At 69.0% G+C, this 17,900-nt stretch carries 18 protein-coding genes and 1 other RNA gene; 10 read left to right on the forward strand and 9 right to left on the reverse strand.

Features of this window, described 5'->3' with window-relative positions; translation table 11 throughout:
• Positions 1 to 26: 26 nt before the first annotated feature.
• Positions 27 to 395 (reverse strand): YraN family protein, encoded by a 369-nt coding sequence (locus BLP83_RS09075; protein ID WP_091241649.1) that lies wholly within the window; start codon positions 393 to 395, stop codon positions 27 to 29.
• The gene (locus tag BLP83_RS09080) at positions 373 to 2,157 is read right to left on the reverse strand and encodes a penicillin-binding protein activator (RefSeq protein ID WP_091241652.1); all 1,785 of its coding nucleotides are present in this window, start codon (positions 2,155 to 2,157) and stop codon (positions 373 to 375) included. Before BLP83_RS09080 ends, BLP83_RS09075 begins: the two co-directional genes overlap by 23 nt.
• 215 nt (positions 2,158 to 2,372) lie before the next feature.
• Between BLP83_RS09080 and rsmI the strand changes: the two genes are divergently transcribed.
• Both rsmI and rnpB read left to right on the forward strand, forming a co-directional pair.
• Positions 2,373 to 3,236 (forward strand): 16S rRNA (cytidine(1402)-2'-O)-methyltransferase, encoded by an 864-nt coding sequence (gene rsmI / locus BLP83_RS09085; protein WP_176764087.1) that lies wholly within the window; start codon positions 2,373 to 2,375, stop codon positions 3,234 to 3,236.
• A gap of 19 nt (positions 3,237 to 3,255) precedes the next feature.
• Positions 3,256 to 3,611, forward strand: an RNA gene (gene rnpB / locus BLP83_RS09090) — RNase P RNA component class A.
• Between the two features lie 31 nt (positions 3,612 to 3,642).
• Here the strand turns inward: rnpB and BLP83_RS09095 are convergent.
• Complete coding sequence (locus BLP83_RS09095; protein WP_091241658.1) at positions 3,643 to 4,647, reverse strand: SAM-dependent methyltransferase; 1,005 nt, start codon at positions 4,645 to 4,647, stop codon at positions 3,643 to 3,645.
• A gap of 372 nt (positions 4,648 to 5,019) precedes the next feature.
• On the opposite strand from BLP83_RS09095, the gene BLP83_RS09100 reads away from it, so the two are divergent.
• The 6 genes from BLP83_RS09100 to BLP83_RS09125 all read left to right on the forward strand — a co-directional run bounded on the left by BLP83_RS09100 (position 5,020) and on the right by BLP83_RS09125 (position 10,855).
• Complete coding sequence (locus tag BLP83_RS09100; RefSeq protein ID WP_091241661.1) at positions 5,020 to 5,583, forward strand: diffusible signal factor-reguated Ax21 faimly protein; 564 nt, start codon at positions 5,020 to 5,022, stop codon at positions 5,581 to 5,583.
• Positions 5,584 to 6,128: 545 nt separating this feature from the next.
• Positions 6,129 to 7,292, forward strand: a complete 1,164-nt coding sequence (gene sucC / locus BLP83_RS09105; RefSeq protein WP_091241664.1) for an ADP-forming succinate--CoA ligase subunit beta — start codon at positions 6,129 to 6,131, stop codon at positions 7,290 to 7,292.
• A 57-nt stretch (positions 7,293 to 7,349) separates the two neighbouring features.
• Positions 7,350 to 8,225, forward strand: a complete 876-nt coding sequence (sucD, locus tag BLP83_RS09110; RefSeq protein WP_091241668.1) for a succinate--CoA ligase subunit alpha — start codon at positions 7,350 to 7,352, stop codon at positions 8,223 to 8,225.
• Between the two features lie 208 nt (positions 8,226 to 8,433).
• Entirely contained in the window at positions 8,434 to 8,736 is a 303-nt protein-coding gene (locus tag BLP83_RS09115) for a type II toxin-antitoxin system Phd/YefM family antitoxin (RefSeq protein ID WP_091241670.1), read from the forward strand.
• An 8-nt stretch (positions 8,737 to 8,744) separates the two neighbouring features.
• Positions 8,745 to 9,131, forward strand: coding sequence for a type II toxin-antitoxin system RelE/ParE family toxin (locus tag BLP83_RS09120; protein ID WP_091241673.1), 387 nt, complete (start codon positions 8,745 to 8,747; stop codon positions 9,129 to 9,131).
• A gap of 101 nt (positions 9,132 to 9,232) precedes the next feature.
• On the forward strand, positions 9,233 to 10,855 hold the full coding sequence (locus tag BLP83_RS09125; protein WP_091241675.1) for an NAD+ synthase: 1,623 nt from the start codon (positions 9,233 to 9,235) through the stop codon (positions 10,853 to 10,855).
• 60 nt (positions 10,856 to 10,915) lie between these two features.
• On the opposite strand, the gene BLP83_RS09130 is transcribed toward BLP83_RS09125, so the two are convergent.
• The 4 genes from BLP83_RS09130 to BLP83_RS09145 form a co-directional block, all read right to left on the reverse strand.
• Positions 10,916 to 11,230 carry a type II toxin-antitoxin system RelE/ParE family toxin gene (locus BLP83_RS09130; protein ID WP_091241678.1) on the reverse strand — a complete coding sequence of 105 codons (315 nt, stop codon included), beginning with the start codon at positions 11,228 to 11,230 and terminating at the stop codon, positions 10,916 to 10,918.
• Positions 11,227 to 11,508 carry a YlcI/YnfO family protein gene (locus BLP83_RS09135; protein ID WP_091241681.1) on the reverse strand — a complete coding sequence of 94 codons (282 nt, stop codon included), beginning with the start codon at positions 11,506 to 11,508 and terminating at the stop codon, positions 11,227 to 11,229. Before BLP83_RS09135 ends, BLP83_RS09130 begins: the two co-directional genes overlap by 4 nt.
• Before the next feature lie 133 nt (positions 11,509 to 11,641).
• Positions 11,642 to 12,061 carry a hypothetical protein gene (locus BLP83_RS09140; protein WP_143006627.1) on the reverse strand — a complete coding sequence of 140 codons (420 nt, stop codon included), beginning with the start codon at positions 12,059 to 12,061 and terminating at the stop codon, positions 11,642 to 11,644.
• A gap of 332 nt (positions 12,062 to 12,393) precedes the next feature.
• Complete coding sequence (locus BLP83_RS09145) at positions 12,394 to 13,224, reverse strand: outer membrane protein assembly factor BamD (protein WP_091241685.1); 831 nt, start codon at positions 13,222 to 13,224, stop codon at positions 12,394 to 12,396.
• A gap of 113 nt (positions 13,225 to 13,337) precedes the next feature.
• Here BLP83_RS09145 and rluD point away from each other — a divergent pair, with 113 nt between their 5' ends.
• Together rluD and pgeF are read left to right on the forward strand one after the other, a co-directional pair.
• Positions 13,338 to 14,330 (forward strand): 23S rRNA pseudouridine(1911/1915/1917) synthase RluD, encoded by a 993-nt coding sequence (gene rluD / locus BLP83_RS09150; protein ID WP_091241688.1) that lies wholly within the window; start codon positions 13,338 to 13,340, stop codon positions 14,328 to 14,330.
• A 46-nt stretch (positions 14,331 to 14,376) separates the two neighbouring features.
• Entirely contained in the window at positions 14,377 to 15,144 is a 768-nt protein-coding gene (gene pgeF, locus BLP83_RS09155) for a peptidoglycan editing factor PgeF (protein WP_425389002.1), read from the forward strand.
• A gap of 191 nt (positions 15,145 to 15,335) precedes the next feature.
• Here pgeF and BLP83_RS09160 read toward each other — a convergent pair whose 3' ends face one another.
• Both BLP83_RS09160 and aspS read right to left on the reverse strand, forming a co-directional pair.
• Positions 15,336 to 15,977: an esterase/lipase family protein gene (locus tag BLP83_RS09160; RefSeq protein ID WP_091241691.1), complete on the reverse strand. Its 642-nt coding sequence runs from the start codon at positions 15,975 to 15,977 to the stop codon at positions 15,336 to 15,338.
• A gap of 6 nt (positions 15,978 to 15,983) precedes the next feature.
• Positions 15,984 to 17,744 (reverse strand): aspartate--tRNA ligase, encoded by a 1,761-nt coding sequence (aspS, locus tag BLP83_RS09165; protein WP_091241692.1) that lies wholly within the window; start codon positions 17,742 to 17,744, stop codon positions 15,984 to 15,986.
• Positions 17,745 to 17,900 lie beyond the last annotated feature (156 nt).

Raw genomic sequence — 17,900 nt, forward strand, 5'->3', positions numbered from 1 at the left:
CGGAGAGTTCGTCGGAAGCGCGATTCTCAGGCCGATTCGAGCACATGTTGCAGCCAGTGCAGGCGCTCACTCGCGCCCTGGCCTTCGATGGCGACCACGTCGAAGCGGCAGGGACGCTTGGCCAGCGCCGGGTTCGCCGCCAGATAGGCCTGGGCGGCCTGCCACAGGCGCTGGCGCTTGGCCGCCCCGATCGAGGCCAGCGCCCCGCCGTGGCTGCCGCTGCGGCGGTAGCGCACCTCGACGAAGACCAGCATCTCGCCGGCCTCCATCACCAGGTCAAGCTCGCCGAAGCGGTAGCGCACGTTGGCGGCGCGGAAGCGCAGGCCCTGCGCCTCCAGATGCGCGCGTGCCTGGGCTTCGCGGCGTGCGCCCTCAGCGGTGACCGGCGCTGCCATCGAGCAGCAGGCCCGTCTCTTCGCCAGGAATGCGCTGGGCGCGGCCGCCCTGGAATCGGCCCCAGCCTGGGCGGCGCTGGATCTGGCCGAACTCGTCGAGGCTCAGGCTGCCGCTGGCGCCCTCGATGGCGCTGCCCGGCATGCGCGCCAGCGCCGGCAGCGCGGCCAGCACGCGGTAGGCGTCGAGGCCGAAGGCGAACAGCCGTGCGGAGGCGCCCTGCGCGGTGCCGAGGCGGCGGGTGTCGTCCTGCGCTGGCAGGCCGGGGCCGCTGGCGCCCAGCAGCCAGGGCAGTTCGGTGAACTCGATGCCGTCGAAATCGCGCTCGGGGCGGGCGCCGGCATCGGCGCCGCGGATCTGCGAGCTGGCCAGCAGCGGGCGATCAAAAATGCCGGCCGAGCGCAGCTGTGGCACCAGCAGGCGCGCCTGCTCGAAGCGCAGGGCGAGGTAGATGGCGTCCACATCCACCAGCACGGCACCCGATCGATCCGGGGTTTCCGGTTGGATCTCCGGTGTGCGCGTGCCGGCTGTGGCGATGGCACGCTGGATCTCCGCCGAGTAGTCCGGGCTGCCCTCGGGCAGCTGGATCTCGGTCACCACGCTGCCGCCGCCGCGGGCGAAGGTTGGCAGCAGAGCGGCCAGCACGCGACGCGCATGCTCGTCGCCGCCGTTGGCAACAAGAATGCGACGGTAGCCCAGTGCCAGCAGGCGCTCGGCCGCGGCGACGCCTTCGTCTTCGGGGCTGAGCGCGAAACTCTGGCTGCCGGGGGGCGGGGTGACCGTGCCGCGGTTCAGCGCCAGCACCGGCACCTGCAGGGTGCCCATCTCGAACAGCGCGCCCACGGCTTCGCGCGAGAGCGGGCCGACGATGCGTTCGGCGCCGTCGGCGCTGGCCTCGCGGAAGGCCTGCAGGTTCTGCTCGACGCTGTCGCCGGCGTCGTACAGCACCACTTCGGGGCGTTCGCCGGCATCGGCGTAGTAGGCGGACATGAAGCCGTCGCGCACGGCTTCGCCGGCGGCCGCCAGCGGGCCGCTGCGCGGCAGCAGCAGGGCGACGCGGCGGGCGCGTTGGTCCGGGGAGACGATGGCAACGCCGGACCCAGACGGCATCGCCAAGCCCAGCGAGCGCAGCTGGCGCGCGGCGTGGTCGTACAGCGGCTCACCGCGGCGCAGGGCGGCACTCGCGCGCTGCAGCTCGGCGGGGCGCATCTGGCCGAGCAGGGAGGTGATGGCCTGGGCGTTCTCGGCGCGCTCGCCCTCCGGCAGCCAGGCTTCGAGCGCAGCTCGCTCACGCGCCGCTTCGAAGGGGCGGTCGAGCCCGGCATAGGCCTGGGCGCGCAGGAAATACACCCGATCGCGCTGCGCTTCCGGCACCGCCTCGATGGGCTGGCCGAGCACGTCCAGCGCGCGCTGCGGATTGCGGTCGGCGATGGCCAGCTCGGCGCGCAGCAGATTGAGGCGCAGCAGACCATCGGCATCGAGACGACGCTCGCCGACGTTCGCCACCAGCGGCCGCGCCTGCTCGATCTGCCCATCCTCGCGCCAGGCCTCGGCGGCGCGCAGGGTCAGCAGATCGCGTTGCGCGCGCGAACGCTTGGCCGCATCGAGAAAGGCCTGTGCCGCCATCGGGAAGTCGCCCTCGGCATACAGGCGCTCGGCCATCTCCTGCTCGGGCGAGGTCGAGGCGCGGGTCGGCGTGCTGTCGCAGCCGCTCAGGGCGGTGGCGATCAGAAGGGCGCAGAACAGGGGGCGCAGACGGCGCATGGGCTGGGGCTCGGCGGCAGACTCGGAACGCGGAGTGTAAGAGCGGGGATTGGGGATTGGGGATTCGGGATTCAGGAACCGATGCCTTTCGTGCACACGAGGATCGTCTCCGAGCCATGCATGCGCCCGCAACGGTTAGCATGGCGGTCCCTCGCAGCGCAGCCTTGAGCCTGTCGCCGCGCCCCACGAATCCCCACTCCCGAATCCCCAATCCCGTGCCTTCAAACGGCTGCCTCCACGTCGTCGCCACGCCCATCGGCCATCTCGATGACCTGTCCCCGCGCGCGCAGCAGGTGTTGGCCGAGGCCGACCTGATCTGCGCCGAGGACACCCGCCACACCCAGCAACTGCTGGCTGCGAAGGGCTTGAAGCGTCCCCTGCTGGCCCTGCACGAGCACAACGAGTCGGCCCAGGTCGAGGCGGTGCTGGCGCGGCTGCGCGCGGGCGAGCAGATCGCGCTCGTCTCCGATGCCGGCACGCCCTTGATCAGCGATCCCGGTTTCCGCCTGGTCTGCGCCGCGCGTGCGGCCGGCCTGAAGGTGAGCCCGGTGCCCGGGCCCTGCGCGGCGATCGCCGCGCTGTCGGTGGCGGGCCTGCCGTCCGATCGTTTCGCTTTCGAAGGTTTCCTGCCGGCCAAGTCCGGCGCGCGCCGAGAGCGCCTGCAGGCCCTGCTGGGCGAGCCACGTACGCTCGTGTTCTACGAGTCCAGCCACCGCATCCTCGAATCCCTGGAGGACGCCGCCACGGTGTTCGGCGAGGCCCGTCGCGCGGTGATCGCGCGTGAGCTCACCAAGCTCTTCGAGACCGTGCTCGACGGCCGCCTGCCGCAGCTGGTCGAGGCCTTGCGGGCCGATCCCAACCAGCAGCGCGGCGAGTTCGTGCTGATGATCGAGGGCGCGCCCGAAGACAGTGATGCCGCGCTGCGCGAGGGCCAGCGCATCTTCGCGGTGCTGCGCGAGCACCTGCCGGCTTCGAAGGCCGCCAAGCTCGCGGCCGAGCTCTCGGGCGCGCCGCGCAAGGCGCTGTACGCGGCTGCCAGCGAAGGCGGAGCCGCGGGTTCAGCGGCTGCGTCACTTTAGCGCGTACACTGCGCGCCGCGAAGTTGGCCGGATCGTCGCGAGGGTGCTTGCCACCTTCGAGGAAAGTCCGGGCTCCACAGGGCGGGATGCCAGGTAACGCCTGGGCGGCGCGAGCCGACGGAAAGTGCAACAGAGAACAGACCGCCGAACGGTGTCGCAAGACATGCGTGGTAAGGGTGAAACGGTGCGGTAAGAGCGCACCGCGGACCTGGCAACAGGGACGGCACGGCAAACCCCATCCGGAGCAAGACCAAATAGGAAGGCGTTGGCGCGGCCCGCGTTGCCTTCGGGTAGGTTGCTTGAGCCCTGCGGTGATGCAGGGCCTAGAGGAATGACGGTCCTCGACAGAACCCGGCTTACAGGCCGACTTCGCCCCTATCGAGCTTGGCCGGCCGGCGCATGTGACTCATGCGTCGGCCGGCTCTGCGTCCACCGTGCGCACGATCTCAAAGCCCGGATCGCTGCCCAGCCGATAGCGGCAGGCGAAGCGCTCGCCGCCGCGCATGGCGCCCAGTGCGTGCAGCACCAGCGGATGGGTGAGCCCCGAGTCGTAGTCGTCCAGCACATCGACCTCGCTGGCTTCGATGCGGGTGCGCAGGATCAGCGACAAGCCCTGCGGAATCGCGCGCGGAATCAGCACGTCCGGGCAGTCGACGCGGCCATCGGCGAGGCGCTCTGCCAGATCAGGCACGCTGCGCTGCGAGAGCTCCACGAGTTCGCCCAGCGCGATCCGCAGGCGCTCGGCATCGGGGTCGAACTCGCGCGCGAGGTCGGCCAGCGCCGCGCTGACCCGGATACGCGCAGGCACCAGTGCCACATTCGGCGCGCACTGCGGCAGCAGGTTCGCCAGCACGGCCAGCTGCGGCTCATGGGCCAGCGCGCGCTGCATCAGCTCTGCGACGAGCACGTCGACCGCCATGTCGGTTGGCAGCCGGAGCGTCGCCGCATCGCCGCAGCGGCTGGGTAGCAGCCGGTCGGCCACGCCCGCCGCAGCACACAGGGCCTCGGCGCTGGCCAGCGAATCCGCATGTACGTCCAGCAGGCAGACTCGCAGGCGTTCGGCCGGATAGCGGGCCAGCAGCGGCAGCACCAGGCTGGCAAACGGCCCGCAGCCGGCATACAGCAGGCAGGCCGTGTCCGCCTGCTGCAGTCGTCGCTGGATCGCCGCATCGGCCGCGCGCAGCAGCACCACGCTGCGCTGGAAATCGAGCAGGCAGCGCGCCGCCTCCAGCGCCGACAGGGCCTTGCCCGAGGCCAGCGCGCTGGCCTGCTCCGAGAGCTCGCCGGCGAGTGCCATGCATTCGTTGAACAGGTCTTCGCAGGTCGAGCGCAGCAGCCCGGGCGGGGAGCGGCGATCCAGCATCACGGCTGTGCGGGTCTGCAGGCGCTCGGCGAAATCCTCGCTTTCCATGGGGCGCATGCGCTGGGAGGTGGGGAACGCATCCTGCCCGATCCGGCCCGTTGCGGCGGCGGCGACGGCGTGTTCTGCCGGCTGCGGCAGCCAGCTGCCTGTTGGGGGCACGAAGATTCGGAGCGCGCTGCGGCCCGAGGCAACGGTCGTGCGGTTCCCAGCGCGGCAGTCTGAATCAGAAGTGATCGTGAATCAGGCGCGCGCCTGCGTGTTCAGCCGGTCGTCAATTGCCGATGGCAAGACTCCGCCCCGCTGCCCCTCGGGACGGCGGCGAGCCAAGTGTCCCCGCCATCCCCGCAGCGCCCGGAATGAATCCGGGCCGTGCTTCTGCACCCGCAGAGGCCACCTGACAAACACACGGAGGTTTCACCCATGAAGCGTTCCCTCGTCACCCTCGGTCTGCTGGCTCTCCTGCCGGTGGCCGCCAGCGCCAGCGATCTGTCCTACAGCTACGTTGAAGGCGGCTATACCCGCGTCAACGGCCTCGGCGCGAAGGTCGACGGCGCCGCCCTCAACGGTTCGGTTGCGCTCGGCTCGCGTTTCCATGCGTTCGGCGGCTACGAGACTCTGGACATCGATCTCGTGGAGTCCGATGTTGACAGCTGGACTCTGGGCTTCGGCTACAACCAGGAGCTGAGCCAGAGCACCGACCTCGTGGCCCGTCTCGGCTACCGCAACTTCGACTTCAGCGGCCCGTTCGACCTGTCCTTCGACGGCGAGTCCTACTTCACTGAAGTCGGCGTGCGCAGCCAGCTGGCGCCCAGCTTCGAGGGCTATCTCTACGCCGGCTACGAGCGTCCGCAGGGCGGTGGTGGCGACTACTACGGCCGCATCGGCGGCCAGTACAACTTCAACCCGAGCTGGGGTCTGGTGGCCGACGTTCGCTTCGGTGACGGCGCCGAGCAGTACTTCGTCGGCCCGCGCTTCACCTTCTGAGGCGAGCGCCAGCCTGTAGTTCCCACAACGCCCGGCCTTGTGCCGGGCGTTGTCGTTTGCGGCAGCGGCAACACAGCGACGCTCGCATAGGGTGGGCTCCGGCCCACCTAGGGCTTCACCCGCGCCCCGGTCGGGCAGGTCATCACCGTGGTGGACCTTGAACTCCGTGGCTGTCCAACGCGCCGCAACCGGGGCAAGCGTGGGGGCCACGGTATGCCAGGGCCCACCCTATACGCGTTGAAACGCAGCCCGGCGGCATTGGAACGGTGGGTCAGGGCCTACCCCATGAAGTCTCGAAACGGTGCGGCAGGGGGGCGCCGTGCGGTATTCAAGCTGGCCTCCCGGCGCTGCATGCGTGGCCCAATCCGCCGTCCACGTGCGCTTTCCGCGCCGCCGTCGGAAACCCTCCGACCATGGTTTGCTTGGCATCGGCAGCCTGAACGGCGACAATGTCGCGCTGACTCGCGCCGGTTGCCCCACGGCGCGTCGCCCCTTCCGGCGCTGAGATCCTGCGCGCCGGGCCCTCCCCCGAAGCCAGGTGCAGCATGAACTTCCACGAGTATCAGGCCAAAGAGCTGTTCGCCGAATTCGGCATCGCCGTCCCCGCTGGCTATATCGCCCGCACCCCCGAAGAAGCCGTCGATGCCGCCAAGAAACTGGGCGGCGACCACTGGGTGGTGAAGGCGCAGATCCACGCCGGCGGCCGCGGCAAGGCCGGTGGCGTCAAGCTGGTCAAGACCTACGACGACGTCCGCGAAGCCGCCAAGAAGATGCTCGGCACCCGCATGGAAACCTACCAGTCGGGCGGCGTCGCCCTGCCGGTCGACACCGTGCTGATCACCGAAGCCACCGACATCGCCAAGGAGCTCTACCTCTCCGTGCTGGTGGACCGCGGCGCCAAGGCGATCACCTTCATCGCGTCCTCCGAGGGCGGCGTGGAGATCGAGAAGGTCGCGGAAGAAACCCCCGAAGCGATCCAGACCCTGATCGTCAATTTCGTCGAAGGCGTGCAGCCCTACCACTGCCGCAAGCTCGGCTTCGCGCTGGGCCTGAACCCCAAGCAGGTCGGCCAGCTGACCAAGCTGATGTTGGGCCTGTACAAGCTGTTCAACGAGCGTGATCTGTCGCTGGTCGAGCTGAACCCGCTGGCGATCGACACCAAGGGCGACCTCGTCGCGCTCGACGGCAAGGTCAACTCGGATGACAACGCCAGCTTCCGCCAGCCCAAGCTGGTGGCGATGCGCGACATCCGCCAGGAAGACGAGACCGAGGTGCTGGCCAGCAAGTACGACCTCAACTACGTGACCATGGACGGCAACATCGCCTGCATGGTCAACGGTGCGGGCCTCGCCATGGCGACCATGGACGTGATCAAGCTGGCGGGCGGCGAGCCGGCCAACTTCCTCGACGTCGGCGGCGGCGCCACCAAGGAGCGCGTCACCGAGGCCTTCAAGCTGATCCTGTCCTCGCCCAAGGTCGAGGCGATCCTGGTGAACATCTTCGGCGGCATCGTCCGCTGCGACATGATCGCCGAGGGCATCATCGGTGCGGTCAAGGAAGTCGACGTCAAGGTGCCGGTGATCGTGCGTCTTGAGGGCACCAACGTGGAGAAGGGCAAGGAGCTGCTGCGCAACAGCGGGCTTGCCATCACTCCGGCCGACGACCTCAACGACGGCGCCAGCAAGGCCGTCGCCGCCATCCGCAAGTAATCGCGCGCCCGCACGGCGCGCCGCGCGCCGCGGGCCACCACCAAGGATCCAAGACCCATGAGCGTTCTGGTCAATTCCAACACCAAGGTGATCGTGCAGGGCTTCACCGGCCAGCAGGGCACCTTCCACGCCCAGCAGATGCTGGACTACGGCACCAAGGTCGTCGGCGGCGTCACCCCGGGCAAGGGCGGCAGCGAGCACATCGGCCTGCCGGTGTTCAACACCGTGCAGGAAGCGGTCGACGCCACCGGCGCCGATGCTTCGGTCATCTACGTGCCGCCGCCGTTCGCGGCCGACGCCATTCTTGAGGCGGCCGATGCCGGCATCCGCGTCATCGTCTGCATCACCGAGGGTATCCCGGTGCTGGACATGCTGCGGGTCAAGAACGTGCTGAACGGCTACGACGACGTCGTGCTGATCGGCCCGAACTGCCCCGGCGTGATCACCCCCGGCGAGTGCAAGATCGGCATCATGCCCGGCCACATCCACAAGCCCGGCAAGGTCGGCATCGTCAGCCGCTCCGGCACCCTGACCTATGAAGCCGTCAAGCAGACCACCGACGTGGGCCTGGGCCAGTCGACCTGCATCGGCATCGGCGGCGACCCGATCAACGGCACCAACTTCATCGATGCGCTGAAGCTGTTCCAGGACGACCCGCAGACCGAGGGCATCATCATGGTCGGCGAGATCGGCGGCAGCGCCGAGGAAGAGGCCGCCGAGTTCATCAAGAGCTATGTCACCAAGCCCGTGGTCGGCTTCATCGCCGGCGCCTCGGCCCCGGCCGGCAAGCGCATGGGCCACGCCGGTGCGATCGCCTCGGGCGGCAAGGGCACCGCGGCCGGCAAGTTCGCCGCGCTGGAAGCCGCGGGCGTCAAGACCGTGCGCAGCCCGGCCGATCTCGGCAAGGCGCTGTTCGAACTGATGAACAAGTAAGCGCTGTCTGCATCGCGCTGACGTGCAAAGGCCGCCTTCGGGCGGCCTTTGTCTTTCCGGGCGGGCAGACGGGGCGTTTGGCAAGGCCCCACGATTCCGCAGATACCCGAGTGCCGGCCCTGACGGGGACGAATCGCGGGCTCGGCCTGCCCGGCTGCCGGGTGTATCCTGTGCAGAATTCTGTGCAGCAAACCGATGGGAGCCGCAGATGGGTATCACCTCCGCCGACGTCGTTCCCCTCACCCAGGCCCGTGCCAGCCTGTCCGAGCTGGCCGACCAGGCCAAGGCCGGCGCCGAGAAGATCATCACCAAGAACGGCGAGAGCTACGTCGCCCTGATTGACGCCGAGCGCCTCGACTACTACCACCGGCTGGAGCGCGAACGTATCCACCTGCTGCTGCTGGAAGACGCTCGCCGCGGCCTCGCGGACATCGAAGCCGGCCGCACCGAGCCCGCGGATATCGCGCTGGCCGCTCTGCAGGCCCGCCGCGCCGCCCCTGCTTCAGGCTGATCCGCGCGATGGATCCGCAGGAAGCCTTGCTCTGGCGCATCGAGCTGACGGCCAGTTTCCTGGAGCGCCTGCACGCGATCGAGGCCTTTCCTGCCGAAGCCGATGCGACGGCTGCCTTCGACGTGCTGCTGATCGAGCTGCGCCAGACACTGCTGCCCAACCTCGCCCGGTTTCCACGGATCGGACGCCGCTATCTCGATCATCCGCCGCAATCGGCGGAAGCCTTGGCGCTGCTTTCCGCGCTGAACCCCGGAGCCGCGGTCGCGCTGCGTGAATACCTCCATGGCGACTACCTGCTGCTCTACACCCTGGATACTGAGCGCCGCTGCGTCTATCTGCTGTCCATCCGCCACCACCGCCAGCTGTCCTTCGCCTTCGAGCGGCTGTGGCGATGAGTGCTCACACCGCCCTACTGCCAACCCTGTCTGCCGCGCCACACCTTGTGATCGGGCGAAGCGCGGCGCTGCCCGCAACCTACTGAAGAACCCACGACTCCATGCGCCTCGCCATCGCCCAATACGATTTCCCCGTCGGCGCCGTCGCCGCCAATGCCGCGCGCATCCTTGAGCTCATTCAGCGCGCGCGCGACGAGCTGGCGGCGGATCTCGTGGTGTTCCCCGAGCTTGCGATCTGCGGCTATCCGCCCGAGGACCTGCTGCTGCGGCCCAGCTTCGTGGAGGCCTGCGAGGCCGCCGTCGAGACGCTGATCCCGCAGGTGCAGGGCATTGCCGCGGTGGTCGGTCACCCGCAGCGCATCGACGGCGCGCTGTACAACGTCGCCAGCGTGATCGGCGAGGGGCGGCTGATCACCCGTTACCTCAAGCAACGTCTGCCGAACTACGCGGTGTTCGACGAGAAGCGCTACTTCGAGCACGCCAGTGACGACGCCGCGGGCGCCGGCGTGTTCGAGGTCGCCGGCGTGCGCGTCGGCCTGCTGATCTGCGAGGACGTCTGGCACGACGCGCCGCTGGCGGAGCGCGCGCGCCAAGGCGTGCAGCTGTGCGTGGTCACCAATGCTTCGCCTTATGAGGCCGACAAGCTGGCCGAGCGCGCGGCGCTCTTGGCGCGTCAGTCGGCGGCGAGCGGCGTCGCCATCGCCTATGCGAATGCGGTGGGTGGGCAGGATGCAGTCGTGTTCGACGGCGCCAGCCAGCTCGCCGACGGCGACGGCAGCGTGCACGCGCCGGCGGAGAGCTTCGCCGAGCACCTGCTGCTGGCCGGCTTCGATCCGGCAAAGCGCCAGCTGGTGCCCATGATTTGGCCGCAGAACACTGAGACCTCGCGCGCCGCCCAGACCTGGGGGGCGCTGGTCCGCGGCAGTCGCGACTACGTGCGCAAGAGCGGCTTTTCGAAGGTGCTGCTGGGCCTGTCCGGCGGCATCGACTCGGCCCTGGTGCTGGCGATCGCTGTCGATGCGCTCGGTGCGGAGAACGTCAGCGCCGTGCGCCTGCCCTCGCGCTACACCTCGGAGCTCAGCCAGGACCTCGCCGCGGACCAGGCACAGCGCCAGGGCGTGCGTCTCTTGACCCTGCCGATCGAGCCGCCGTTTGCGGGCTTCTTGAGCAGCCTCGATGGCCTGCTGGACGGCCGCGATTCCGACCTCACCGAACAGAACCTGCAGTCGCGCTCGCGCGGTGCGCTACTGATGGCGCTGTCGAATCTGGAGGGCGCCCTGCTGCTCACCACCGGCAACAAGAGCGAGTACGCGGTCGGCTACGCCACCATCTACGGCGACATGTGCGGCGCCTACGCGCCGCTGCTGGACGTCTACAAGACCGAGGTCTACGCGCTGGCCGAATGGCGCAACCGCGATGGCGAAGTGATTCCGCGCGGCGTGATCGAGCGCGCGCCATCCGCTGAGCTCAAGCCCGGCCAGGTCGACCAGGACTCGCTGCCCCCGTACGACCTGCTGGACGCCATCCTCTACCGCTTCATCGATCTGGAGCAGTCGCAGGCCGAGATCACTGCCCAGGGCTTCGAGGCCGCCACCGTCGAGCGCGTCGCCAGGCTGGTCTTCCGCAGCGAGTACAAGCGCCGCCAGGCCGCACCGGGCCCCAAGGTGTCGCGACGCGCGTTCGGACGGGAGCGGCGGTATCCGATTTGTTCGGGGTGGATGTGAGCGGCAGTGCTGCCGTTCAATGCTGCACACGCGAGATGCGCTAGACGCTGACGGTCGCTCTCAGCTGTAGTCGTCCTCGCGCTGATGGCGGACGGCCAGGATCAGCACATCGTTGGCCGATTCAACCTCGAACAGCGCGACATAGCCGGTTCGCCCGAAAGGGATAATCAGTTCGCGCAGGAACGGGCTCTGTGCGGCCTTGCGACAGGTGAATGGCGAGCTCTTCAGCGTCGCGAAACCCGCATGAATCGCAGACAGAGCCTTTTCGGCCAGTGACAGATCACCGCCTCGCTCCAGCTCGCGTTCAAGTACGAAGTCGAAAAGGCGATCAAGGTCGGCTTCAGCGCCTCGGGTCAGCCTAAGCCTGAAGCTCACTTGCGGCGTTCGGGTATGCGCTCGCGCGCAGCCTCGAGCTTGCGCTGCAGACCTGCGAGGACATCGTCGGCATCGGCGTAGTCATGCGTGCGATTTGCCTCTTCGCGCGAGCGTAGGCCACGAGCGATGAATTCGGCCTGCGTGCGCCTGCGCTCGACGCTGGCGCGCACCGAGGCCTCGACGAACTCGGACAGGCTCTCGCCTTCAGCGAGCACAGATTCGACTTCGGCCCGAAACTCTGGCTCGACGCGGACCGAAGGGATGGTTGCCGTCTTCATGGCCCCACGGTATCGCATTTGCGATGCATGGGCCAAGCGGGGAGTCGCGCACTTCACCGTGCGCTGTGCGGCAGCTGGGCGGATCCGTGGGCTGACCGTCGGAACGCGGTACGGGTCCGGTTCTTTGCTCGATCTATCCGACGCGCCGCAAGGCCGCCGCGCCGAACGCAAGCATCCCGCCAGCCAACAGCAGCAGCGCGGGCGATGCAGAAACGGGAATGGGGGTTGGGCGCGTCACGGGTGGACGCACGCCGGTGCGGATGACGGTCTCCACCAGGTTGTTCGAAGGGTCGGGATCGTCCACGACCGGCGTGAACCCGAAGGTCACGACCTGCGGTGAAGGGGATTCGGGGAAGGTCAGCAGGCCGACCATGCAGGACGTGGACTCAAGCGGCGCCAGCACACGCTCTGTCGAAATGCTGACGCCTATCGAGGAAAGCTGGCCTGGCGGGGCCACGAAATCGAGGTAACGGACGGTGCAGGGCGCGGTTTCCGGCAGCGGGATCACCGCAAAGTTCCGGAAGCCGACGTTCGGAGTAAACACTGCTGCCATGCCCGGGCTGCGTGAGCTTGGAACCGGCCCCAAGTTCGTCACGGTCAGGACCACCGTCGCCACCTCGCCGGGAGGTACCAAGGCTCCGCCGGGCAGGAAGACCTCACCGCGAAGGTCCGCGGCTGCCTGCGCTGGCGCAAACGCGCCGCCGCTCAGCAGTACAGCCGTCAGCAGGCGCCCAATCGCTTCTGCATGCGTTCTCATGGATGCGGATCGTCCGTCCGAGGCGGTTGGGCGACGCCGAGTCTAAGCCAGGCGCACGGGAGGGGCCCAACGCAAGAAGGCCGCGCAAAGCGCGGCCCTCCTGTTCAACACCATCGCAGGTCGAAACCTCAGCCGCGCGTCTCACCCATGAACGGGATCAGCTGCTTCCACTTGGCCTGTTCTCGCGGCCAGCCGCCCTGGAAGTAGGCGTGGTTCGGGTGGTTCAGCTCCAGCACGCGGCGGGCATCGGCTTCCAGCGTGGTCTGGCCGAGCTGGCGGTAGCTCTCGGCCAGCACGGCGACCGCGTCGCCGGTGAACTCCGACTGCGGATAGTTCTCGAGGATGAACTGGGCGCGGTTGATCGCACCGACATAGGCGCGGCGCTTCAGGTAGTAGGTGGCGACGTTGATCTCGTAGCGGGCCAGCTGGTTGCGCAGGAAGATCATGCGCTGGCGGGCGTCGGCGGCGTAGCGGCCGTTGGGGTAGCGCTGGATCAGCTCGGCGAAATCGTTGAAGGCCTGACGCGGCGCGCCCTGGTCGCGGCGGGTCATGTCGAGGCCGCCAATGCGCGAGAACACGCTGCGCTCGCGATCGAAGTTGATCAGACCGCGCAGGTAGTAGGCGTATTCGATGCTGGGGTGGGTCGGATAGGTGCGGATGAAGCGGCCGACCGCCGAGGTGGCTTCTTCCGACTGGCGGTTGCGGTAGTACACATAGGCCAGTTCGAGCTGCGACTGCTCGGTGTAGGGCCCGAACGGGAAGCGCGCGATCAGGCGCTTGTAGTAGCGCTCGGCCTTGGGCAGGTTGCCGCGCTCCAGCGAGTTCTTCGCCTCGGCATACAGGCCTTCGACCGGCAGCGTTTCCAGCGGATCGTCCTTGCCGAAGCGGCCACAGGCGGCGAGCAGGAGAACGAGCAGGCTGAGCAGCAGCAGGCGGGGCAGTCCGGCGGTCAGGGTCATGCGGAACGCGTTCCTGTTCGGGGCCAAGGCGAGTCGGGCATCATAGCAGCCCGCTTCAGGTGCGACCGAGTCTGGTCCGATACGCACGAAGCGCCCACTTAAGCGCGCAATCGATGAATCCCTCCGGAATACCTGCTGAGCCCTCGATCGAGGTCCGTGAACTCGTGCTGCCGGTCGAGTCCGCCGGCCTGCGCTTCGACCAGGCCCTGGCCGAGGCCCTGCCCGAATTCTCGCGCTCGCGCCTCGCTGCCTGGATCAAGGCCGGCGATGCGCTCATCGATGGTCGCACCGCGAAACCGAAGGAGCCGGTCAACGGCGGCGAGCGGGTGCGCCTCACGGTGCGCATGGAGACGGTCGAGCACGCAGCACCGCAGGACATCGCGCTGGACATCCTCTACCAGGACGCCGACCTGCTGGTGGTCAACAAGCCCGCTGGCCTCGTGGTGCACCCGGGCGCCGGCAACCCGGCCGGTACCCTGGTTAATGCCCTGCTGCACTTCGACGAGCGCCTGAACGCGCTGCCCCGCGCCGGCATCATCCATCGTCTGGACAAGGAGACCAGCGGTGCGCTGGTGATCGCGCGCACGCCGCAGGCCCACGCCGGGCTGGTCGAGCAGCTGGCCGCGCGCGAGGTGCATCGGCAGTACGAATGCGTGGTCTACGGCGTGCTGGTGGCCGGCGGCACGGTGGACGCGCCGCTCGACCGCCATCCGGTCGACCGTCTGCGCCGCGCCGTGGTCGAGGATGGCAAGCCGGCGGTCACCCACTACCGCGTGCGCCAGCGCTTCCGCGCGCACACCCACCTGCAGGTGAATCTCGAAACCGGGCGCACTCACCAGATCCGCGTGCACATGGCGCATATCCGCCATCCGCTGCTGGGCGATCCGCTGTACGGCGGCGGCCTGAAGCTGCCCAAGGCGGCGTCCCCCGAATTCGTCGAGGCCCTGCGCGCCTTCAAGCGCCAGGCCTTGCACGCCGAGCGCATCGCCTTCGCGCATCCGCGCAGCGGCGAGACTGTCGACGTGGAAGCGACGCGACCGGCAGATCTGCAGGCCCTGCTGGAGGCGCTGGCGGCCGATCTGGCCGAGGCCTCGGTCAAGCGCTGAGGCGGGCGTGATCGATCCGCGCATCGGCCAGCCCTTGGAACGCGCGATCGACGCGCAGGCGCGGGCTTCGGTGCGGCTCGACGCCGACTGGCCCGTGCCTGCCCGCGTGCGTGGCTTCTGCAGCCTGCGGCGCGGGCTGAACGTTGGTGTGTCCAAGCCGCCGTTCGACACCTTCAACCTGGGCGCGCACTGCGGCGATGAGCCGCAGGCGGTGGCCACCAATCGCGCGGCCCTGGGCTGGGCCGGCGCCTTGCCCTCGGCGCCCTGCTGGCTGCGGCAGGTGCACGGCACGCGGGTCTGGCGTTTCGAGACACCGAGTGCCGTCGAGATCGAAGCCGATGCCGCGGTGACTTCGACCCCCGGCGTGGTGCTGGCCGTGCTCACCGCCGACTGCCTGCCCGTGCTGTTCGCGGCACGAGACGGGAGCGAAGTGGCTGCTGCGCACGCCGGCTGGCGCGGGCTGTGCGCGGGCGTGCTGGAAAACACGGTGGCGGCGATGCGCAGCGCGCCGGTCGATGTGATCGCCTGGCTCGGTCCGGCCGCCGGTCCCGAGGCCTACGAGGTTGGCGATGAGGTGCGCACGGCCTTCGTGGCGCGCGATGCCGCGGCGGCCTCCGCCTTCGTCGCGACGCGCCCGGGGCACTGGCTCTGCGATCTGTATTCGCTGGCGCGGCTGCGGCTCGCTGCCGTCGGCGTGACGGCGATCCACGGCGGCGGCCGCTGCACGATCAGCGAGCCCGACCGGTTTTTCTCGCACCGCCGCGATGGCCGCAGTGGGCGCATGGCCAGCCTGGTGTGGGTCGAGCCTGCCTAGGCCGCGAGCCACCCATCCGTGCGCGCTGGGTGCCTCATCGATCTCAGCTCAGGCGCACCACGGGCGAATCCAAAGATGGCGCGCGACGCTGCTGCTTGAACGCGCGGAGTGCGTCGATTCGCTTAGGCTGGGCCCCGGCCCACCAGGGCCTCGAACCTGCTGCGGTCTGCCGACCCCCCGCGTGACTCCGATCAGCCCCGGCGCTCGAACCGACCTTCGCGCAGGAAGCGTGCCGTCTGCTGCGCCACCCCTCGCGAGTAGATCAGCCCGGTATGGCTGGTGCGCACTTCCAGGTGATCGATCAGGCCGGGCGCCCGCGTTTCCGCGACCGTCACCGTGCCGTCGTGCGCGCCCTCGAAACGTCCGAACCAGTGGCCCAGCCCCAGGGGCATGGTGCCAGCGATCACACCGACCTCGAAGCCCTCGGGCAGGGGCAGCACGCCCGCGCGCAGCAGGTGCACGGCGCGGCCGAGCACGCGGCCCAGCGGTCCGCGTGCGGCGACGCCGGCGGCCGTGCTGCTGCCGGCCAGCGGTGAGCCGAGGCAGAGGATCCGCCCGATCGGCAGTTCGGGATGCGCGCGCGCGCACTCCACCGAAAGCAGTCCGCCCATGCTGTGGCCGACCAGGTGGATCGGACCTTCGCCTGGCCAGTCGCGGATGCGTCGCTCAAGTCGCGCCAGGTGCTCGCGCGGGCTCGCGAACACCGAGCGGTAGTCGAAGCATTCCGCGTCGAAGCCCGCTGCGCGCAGGCGCGCGCGCAGCGGCAGCAGGGTGATTCCACGCAGCCACAGCCCGTGCAGCAGCAGCACGCGCGGGCGCGGTGCCTCGGTCATCGTCGATCAGGCCTGCGGCAGGTCGACCTTGACCGACAGCTCCTTGAGCTGTGCGGCCGGAATCGGCGAGGGCGCCGAGGTCAGCAGGCACTGTGCGCTGGCGGTTTTCGGGAAGGCAATGACGTCGCGGATCGACTCGGTGCCGGCGATCAGCGCGGCGATGCGATCAATGCCAAACGCGATGCCGCCGTGCGGCGGCGCGCCGTGGTTCAGCGCTTCCAACAGGAAGCCGAACTTCAGCTGGGCTTCTTCCGCTTCGATGCCCAAGAGCTCGAACACGGCCGCCTGCATGTCGGTGCGGTGGATGCGGATCGAACCGCCGCCGATCTCGTTGCCGTTCAGCACCATGTCGTAGCCGCGGCTGACCGCGATCTTCGCGTTGGCGCGCAGGTCGGCGATGTCGTCCACCGCCGGCGCGGTGAAGGGGTGGTGCAGGGCGACGTAGCGGCCACCTTCTTCGTCCCACTCGAACATGGGGAAGTCGGTGACCCACAGCGGCTTCCAGGCGTTCTCGACGCGGCCCAGATCGCGGCCGAGCTTCAGCCGCAGCGCGCCCATGAAGTCGCTGACGACCTTGTAGGTGCCGGCGCCGAAGAACAGCAGGTCGCCATTCTCCGCACCCGCGAGCTTGAGGATCGCGGCGATGGCGTCATCGGCCAGGAACTTGGCGATCGGCGAGTTGATGCCCTCGCGGCCCTTGGCGATGTCGTCCACCCGCATCCAGGCCAGGCCCTTGGCGCCGTAGCGGGCGACGAAGGCGGCGTAGTCGTCGATCTGCTTGCGCGAAAGCTGGGCCTGCGGCGCGCGCAGCGCGACCACGCGGCCGTCGGCGTGCTCGGCCCATTCGGCGAAGACCTTGAACTCGCAGCCGCGCACGGCCTCGGCGATGTCGACCAGCTCAAGGTCGATGCGCAGATCGGGCTTGTCCGAGCCGTAGCGGCGCATGGCCTCGGCATAGCTCATGCGCGGGAAGGGATTGGCCAGCTCGATGCCGTCGACCTCGCGCAGGACCTTGCGGATCATGTCCTCGACGAAGTCCTGCACGTCGCGCTCGCGGACGAAGGCGAACTCCATGTCGAGCTGGGTGAACTCGGGCTGGCGGTCGGCGCGCAGGTCCTCGTCGCGGAAGCAGCGGGCGATCTGATAGTAGCGATCGAAGCCGGCCATCATCAGCAGCTGCTTGAACAGCTGCGGCGACTGCGGCAGGGCGAAGAACTGGCCGCCGTGCACGCGCGAGGGCACCAGATAGTCGCGCGCGCCTTCCGGCGTGGCCTTGGTCAGGATCGGCGTTTCGATGTCCTGGAAGCCGGCGGCATCCAGATGCCGGCGCAGGGCCTGCACGAGCTTGATGCGGGTGCGCATCATGCGCTGCATTTCCGGGCGGCGCAGGTCGAGGTGGCGGTACTTGAGACGCGAATCCTCGCCCGGGTTCTCATGCCCGTAGAAGGGCAGCTTGCCGGCCTTGTTCAAGATTTCGATTTCGCTGGCGACGATCTCGACGCGGCCCGAGCGGATGCGCTCGTTGACGCTGTGGCGCGCCCGCACGGTGCCGACCACGCGCAGCACGTCCTCATAGCCCAGGCTGGCTGCCACTTCGAACAGCGCGGCCTGGTCGGGCTCGACCACCACCTGCACCACGCCCTCGTGGTCGCGCAGGTCGATGAAGCAGACGCCGCCCAGGTTGCGGGCGACATCGGTCCAGCCGCAGAGGGTGACGCTCTGGCCGAGCAGGGTCTCGTCGACGAGACCGCAGAAATGGGTACGCATGGCAGCTCCGGGGCGCCGCGGCGGGCGCGGACGCAATCAACAGGGAAAGAGAGGAGGCGCGGCTGCCGGCCTGCAGCCGGTCTCGCGGGCCGCATAGCGTAGGCCCGCGGACCGCCTGCGGCAATGCGGCATCCCGGCTATTCTCGCCGGCTTTCG

Origin of the sequence: Aquimonas voraii, assembly GCF_900101825.1 — a bacterium.
Classification (GTDB): Bacteria; Pseudomonadota; Gammaproteobacteria; order Xanthomonadales; family Xanthomonadaceae; genus Aquimonas; species Aquimonas voraii.

Bases quoted from the DNA above. Each gene is read 5' to 3' on its own strand.
- BLP83_RS09075 (WP_091241649.1), bottom strand. From the start codon at position 395: ATGGCAGCGCCGGTCACCGCTGAGGGCGCACGCCGCGAAGCCCAGGCA.
- BLP83_RS09080 (WP_091241652.1), bottom strand. From the start codon at position 2,157: ATGCGCCGTCTGCGCCCCCTGTTCTGCGCCCTTCTGATCGCCACCGCC.
- BLP83_RS09095 (WP_091241658.1), bottom strand. From the start codon at position 4,647: ATGGAAAGCGAGGATTTCGCCGAGCGCCTGCAGACCCGCACAGCCGTG.
- BLP83_RS09100 (WP_091241661.1), top strand. From the start codon at position 5,020: ATGAAGCGTTCCCTCGTCACCCTCGGTCTGCTGGCTCTCCTGCCGGTG.
- sucC (WP_091241664.1), top strand. From the start codon at position 6,129: ATGAACTTCCACGAGTATCAGGCCAAAGAGCTGTTCGCCGAATTCGGC.
- sucD (WP_091241668.1), top strand. From the start codon at position 7,350: ATGAGCGTTCTGGTCAATTCCAACACCAAGGTGATCGTGCAGGGCTTC.
- BLP83_RS09115 (WP_091241670.1), top strand. From the start codon at position 8,434: ATGGGTATCACCTCCGCCGACGTCGTTCCCCTCACCCAGGCCCGTGCC.
- BLP83_RS09120 (WP_091241673.1), top strand. From the start codon at position 8,745: ATGGATCCGCAGGAAGCCTTGCTCTGGCGCATCGAGCTGACGGCCAGT.
- BLP83_RS09125 (WP_091241675.1), top strand. From the start codon at position 9,233: ATGCGCCTCGCCATCGCCCAATACGATTTCCCCGTCGGCGCCGTCGCC.
- BLP83_RS09135 (WP_091241681.1), bottom strand. From the start codon at position 11,508: ATGAAGACGGCAACCATCCCTTCGGTCCGCGTCGAGCCAGAGTTTCGG.
- BLP83_RS09140 (WP_143006627.1), bottom strand. From the start codon at position 12,061: ATGGCAGCAGTGTTTACTCCGAACGTCGGCTTCCGGAACTTTGCGGTG.
- BLP83_RS09145 (WP_091241685.1), bottom strand. From the start codon at position 13,224: ATGACCCTGACCGCCGGACTGCCCCGCCTGCTGCTGCTCAGCCTGCTC.
- rluD (WP_091241688.1), top strand. From the start codon at position 13,338: ATGAATCCCTCCGGAATACCTGCTGAGCCCTCGATCGAGGTCCGTGAA.
- BLP83_RS09160 (WP_091241691.1), bottom strand. From the start codon at position 15,977: ATGACCGAGGCACCGCGCCCGCGCGTGCTGCTGCTGCACGGGCTGTGG.
- aspS (WP_091241692.1), bottom strand. From the start codon at position 17,744: ATGCGTACCCATTTCTGCGGTCTCGTCGACGAGACCCTGCTCGGCCAG.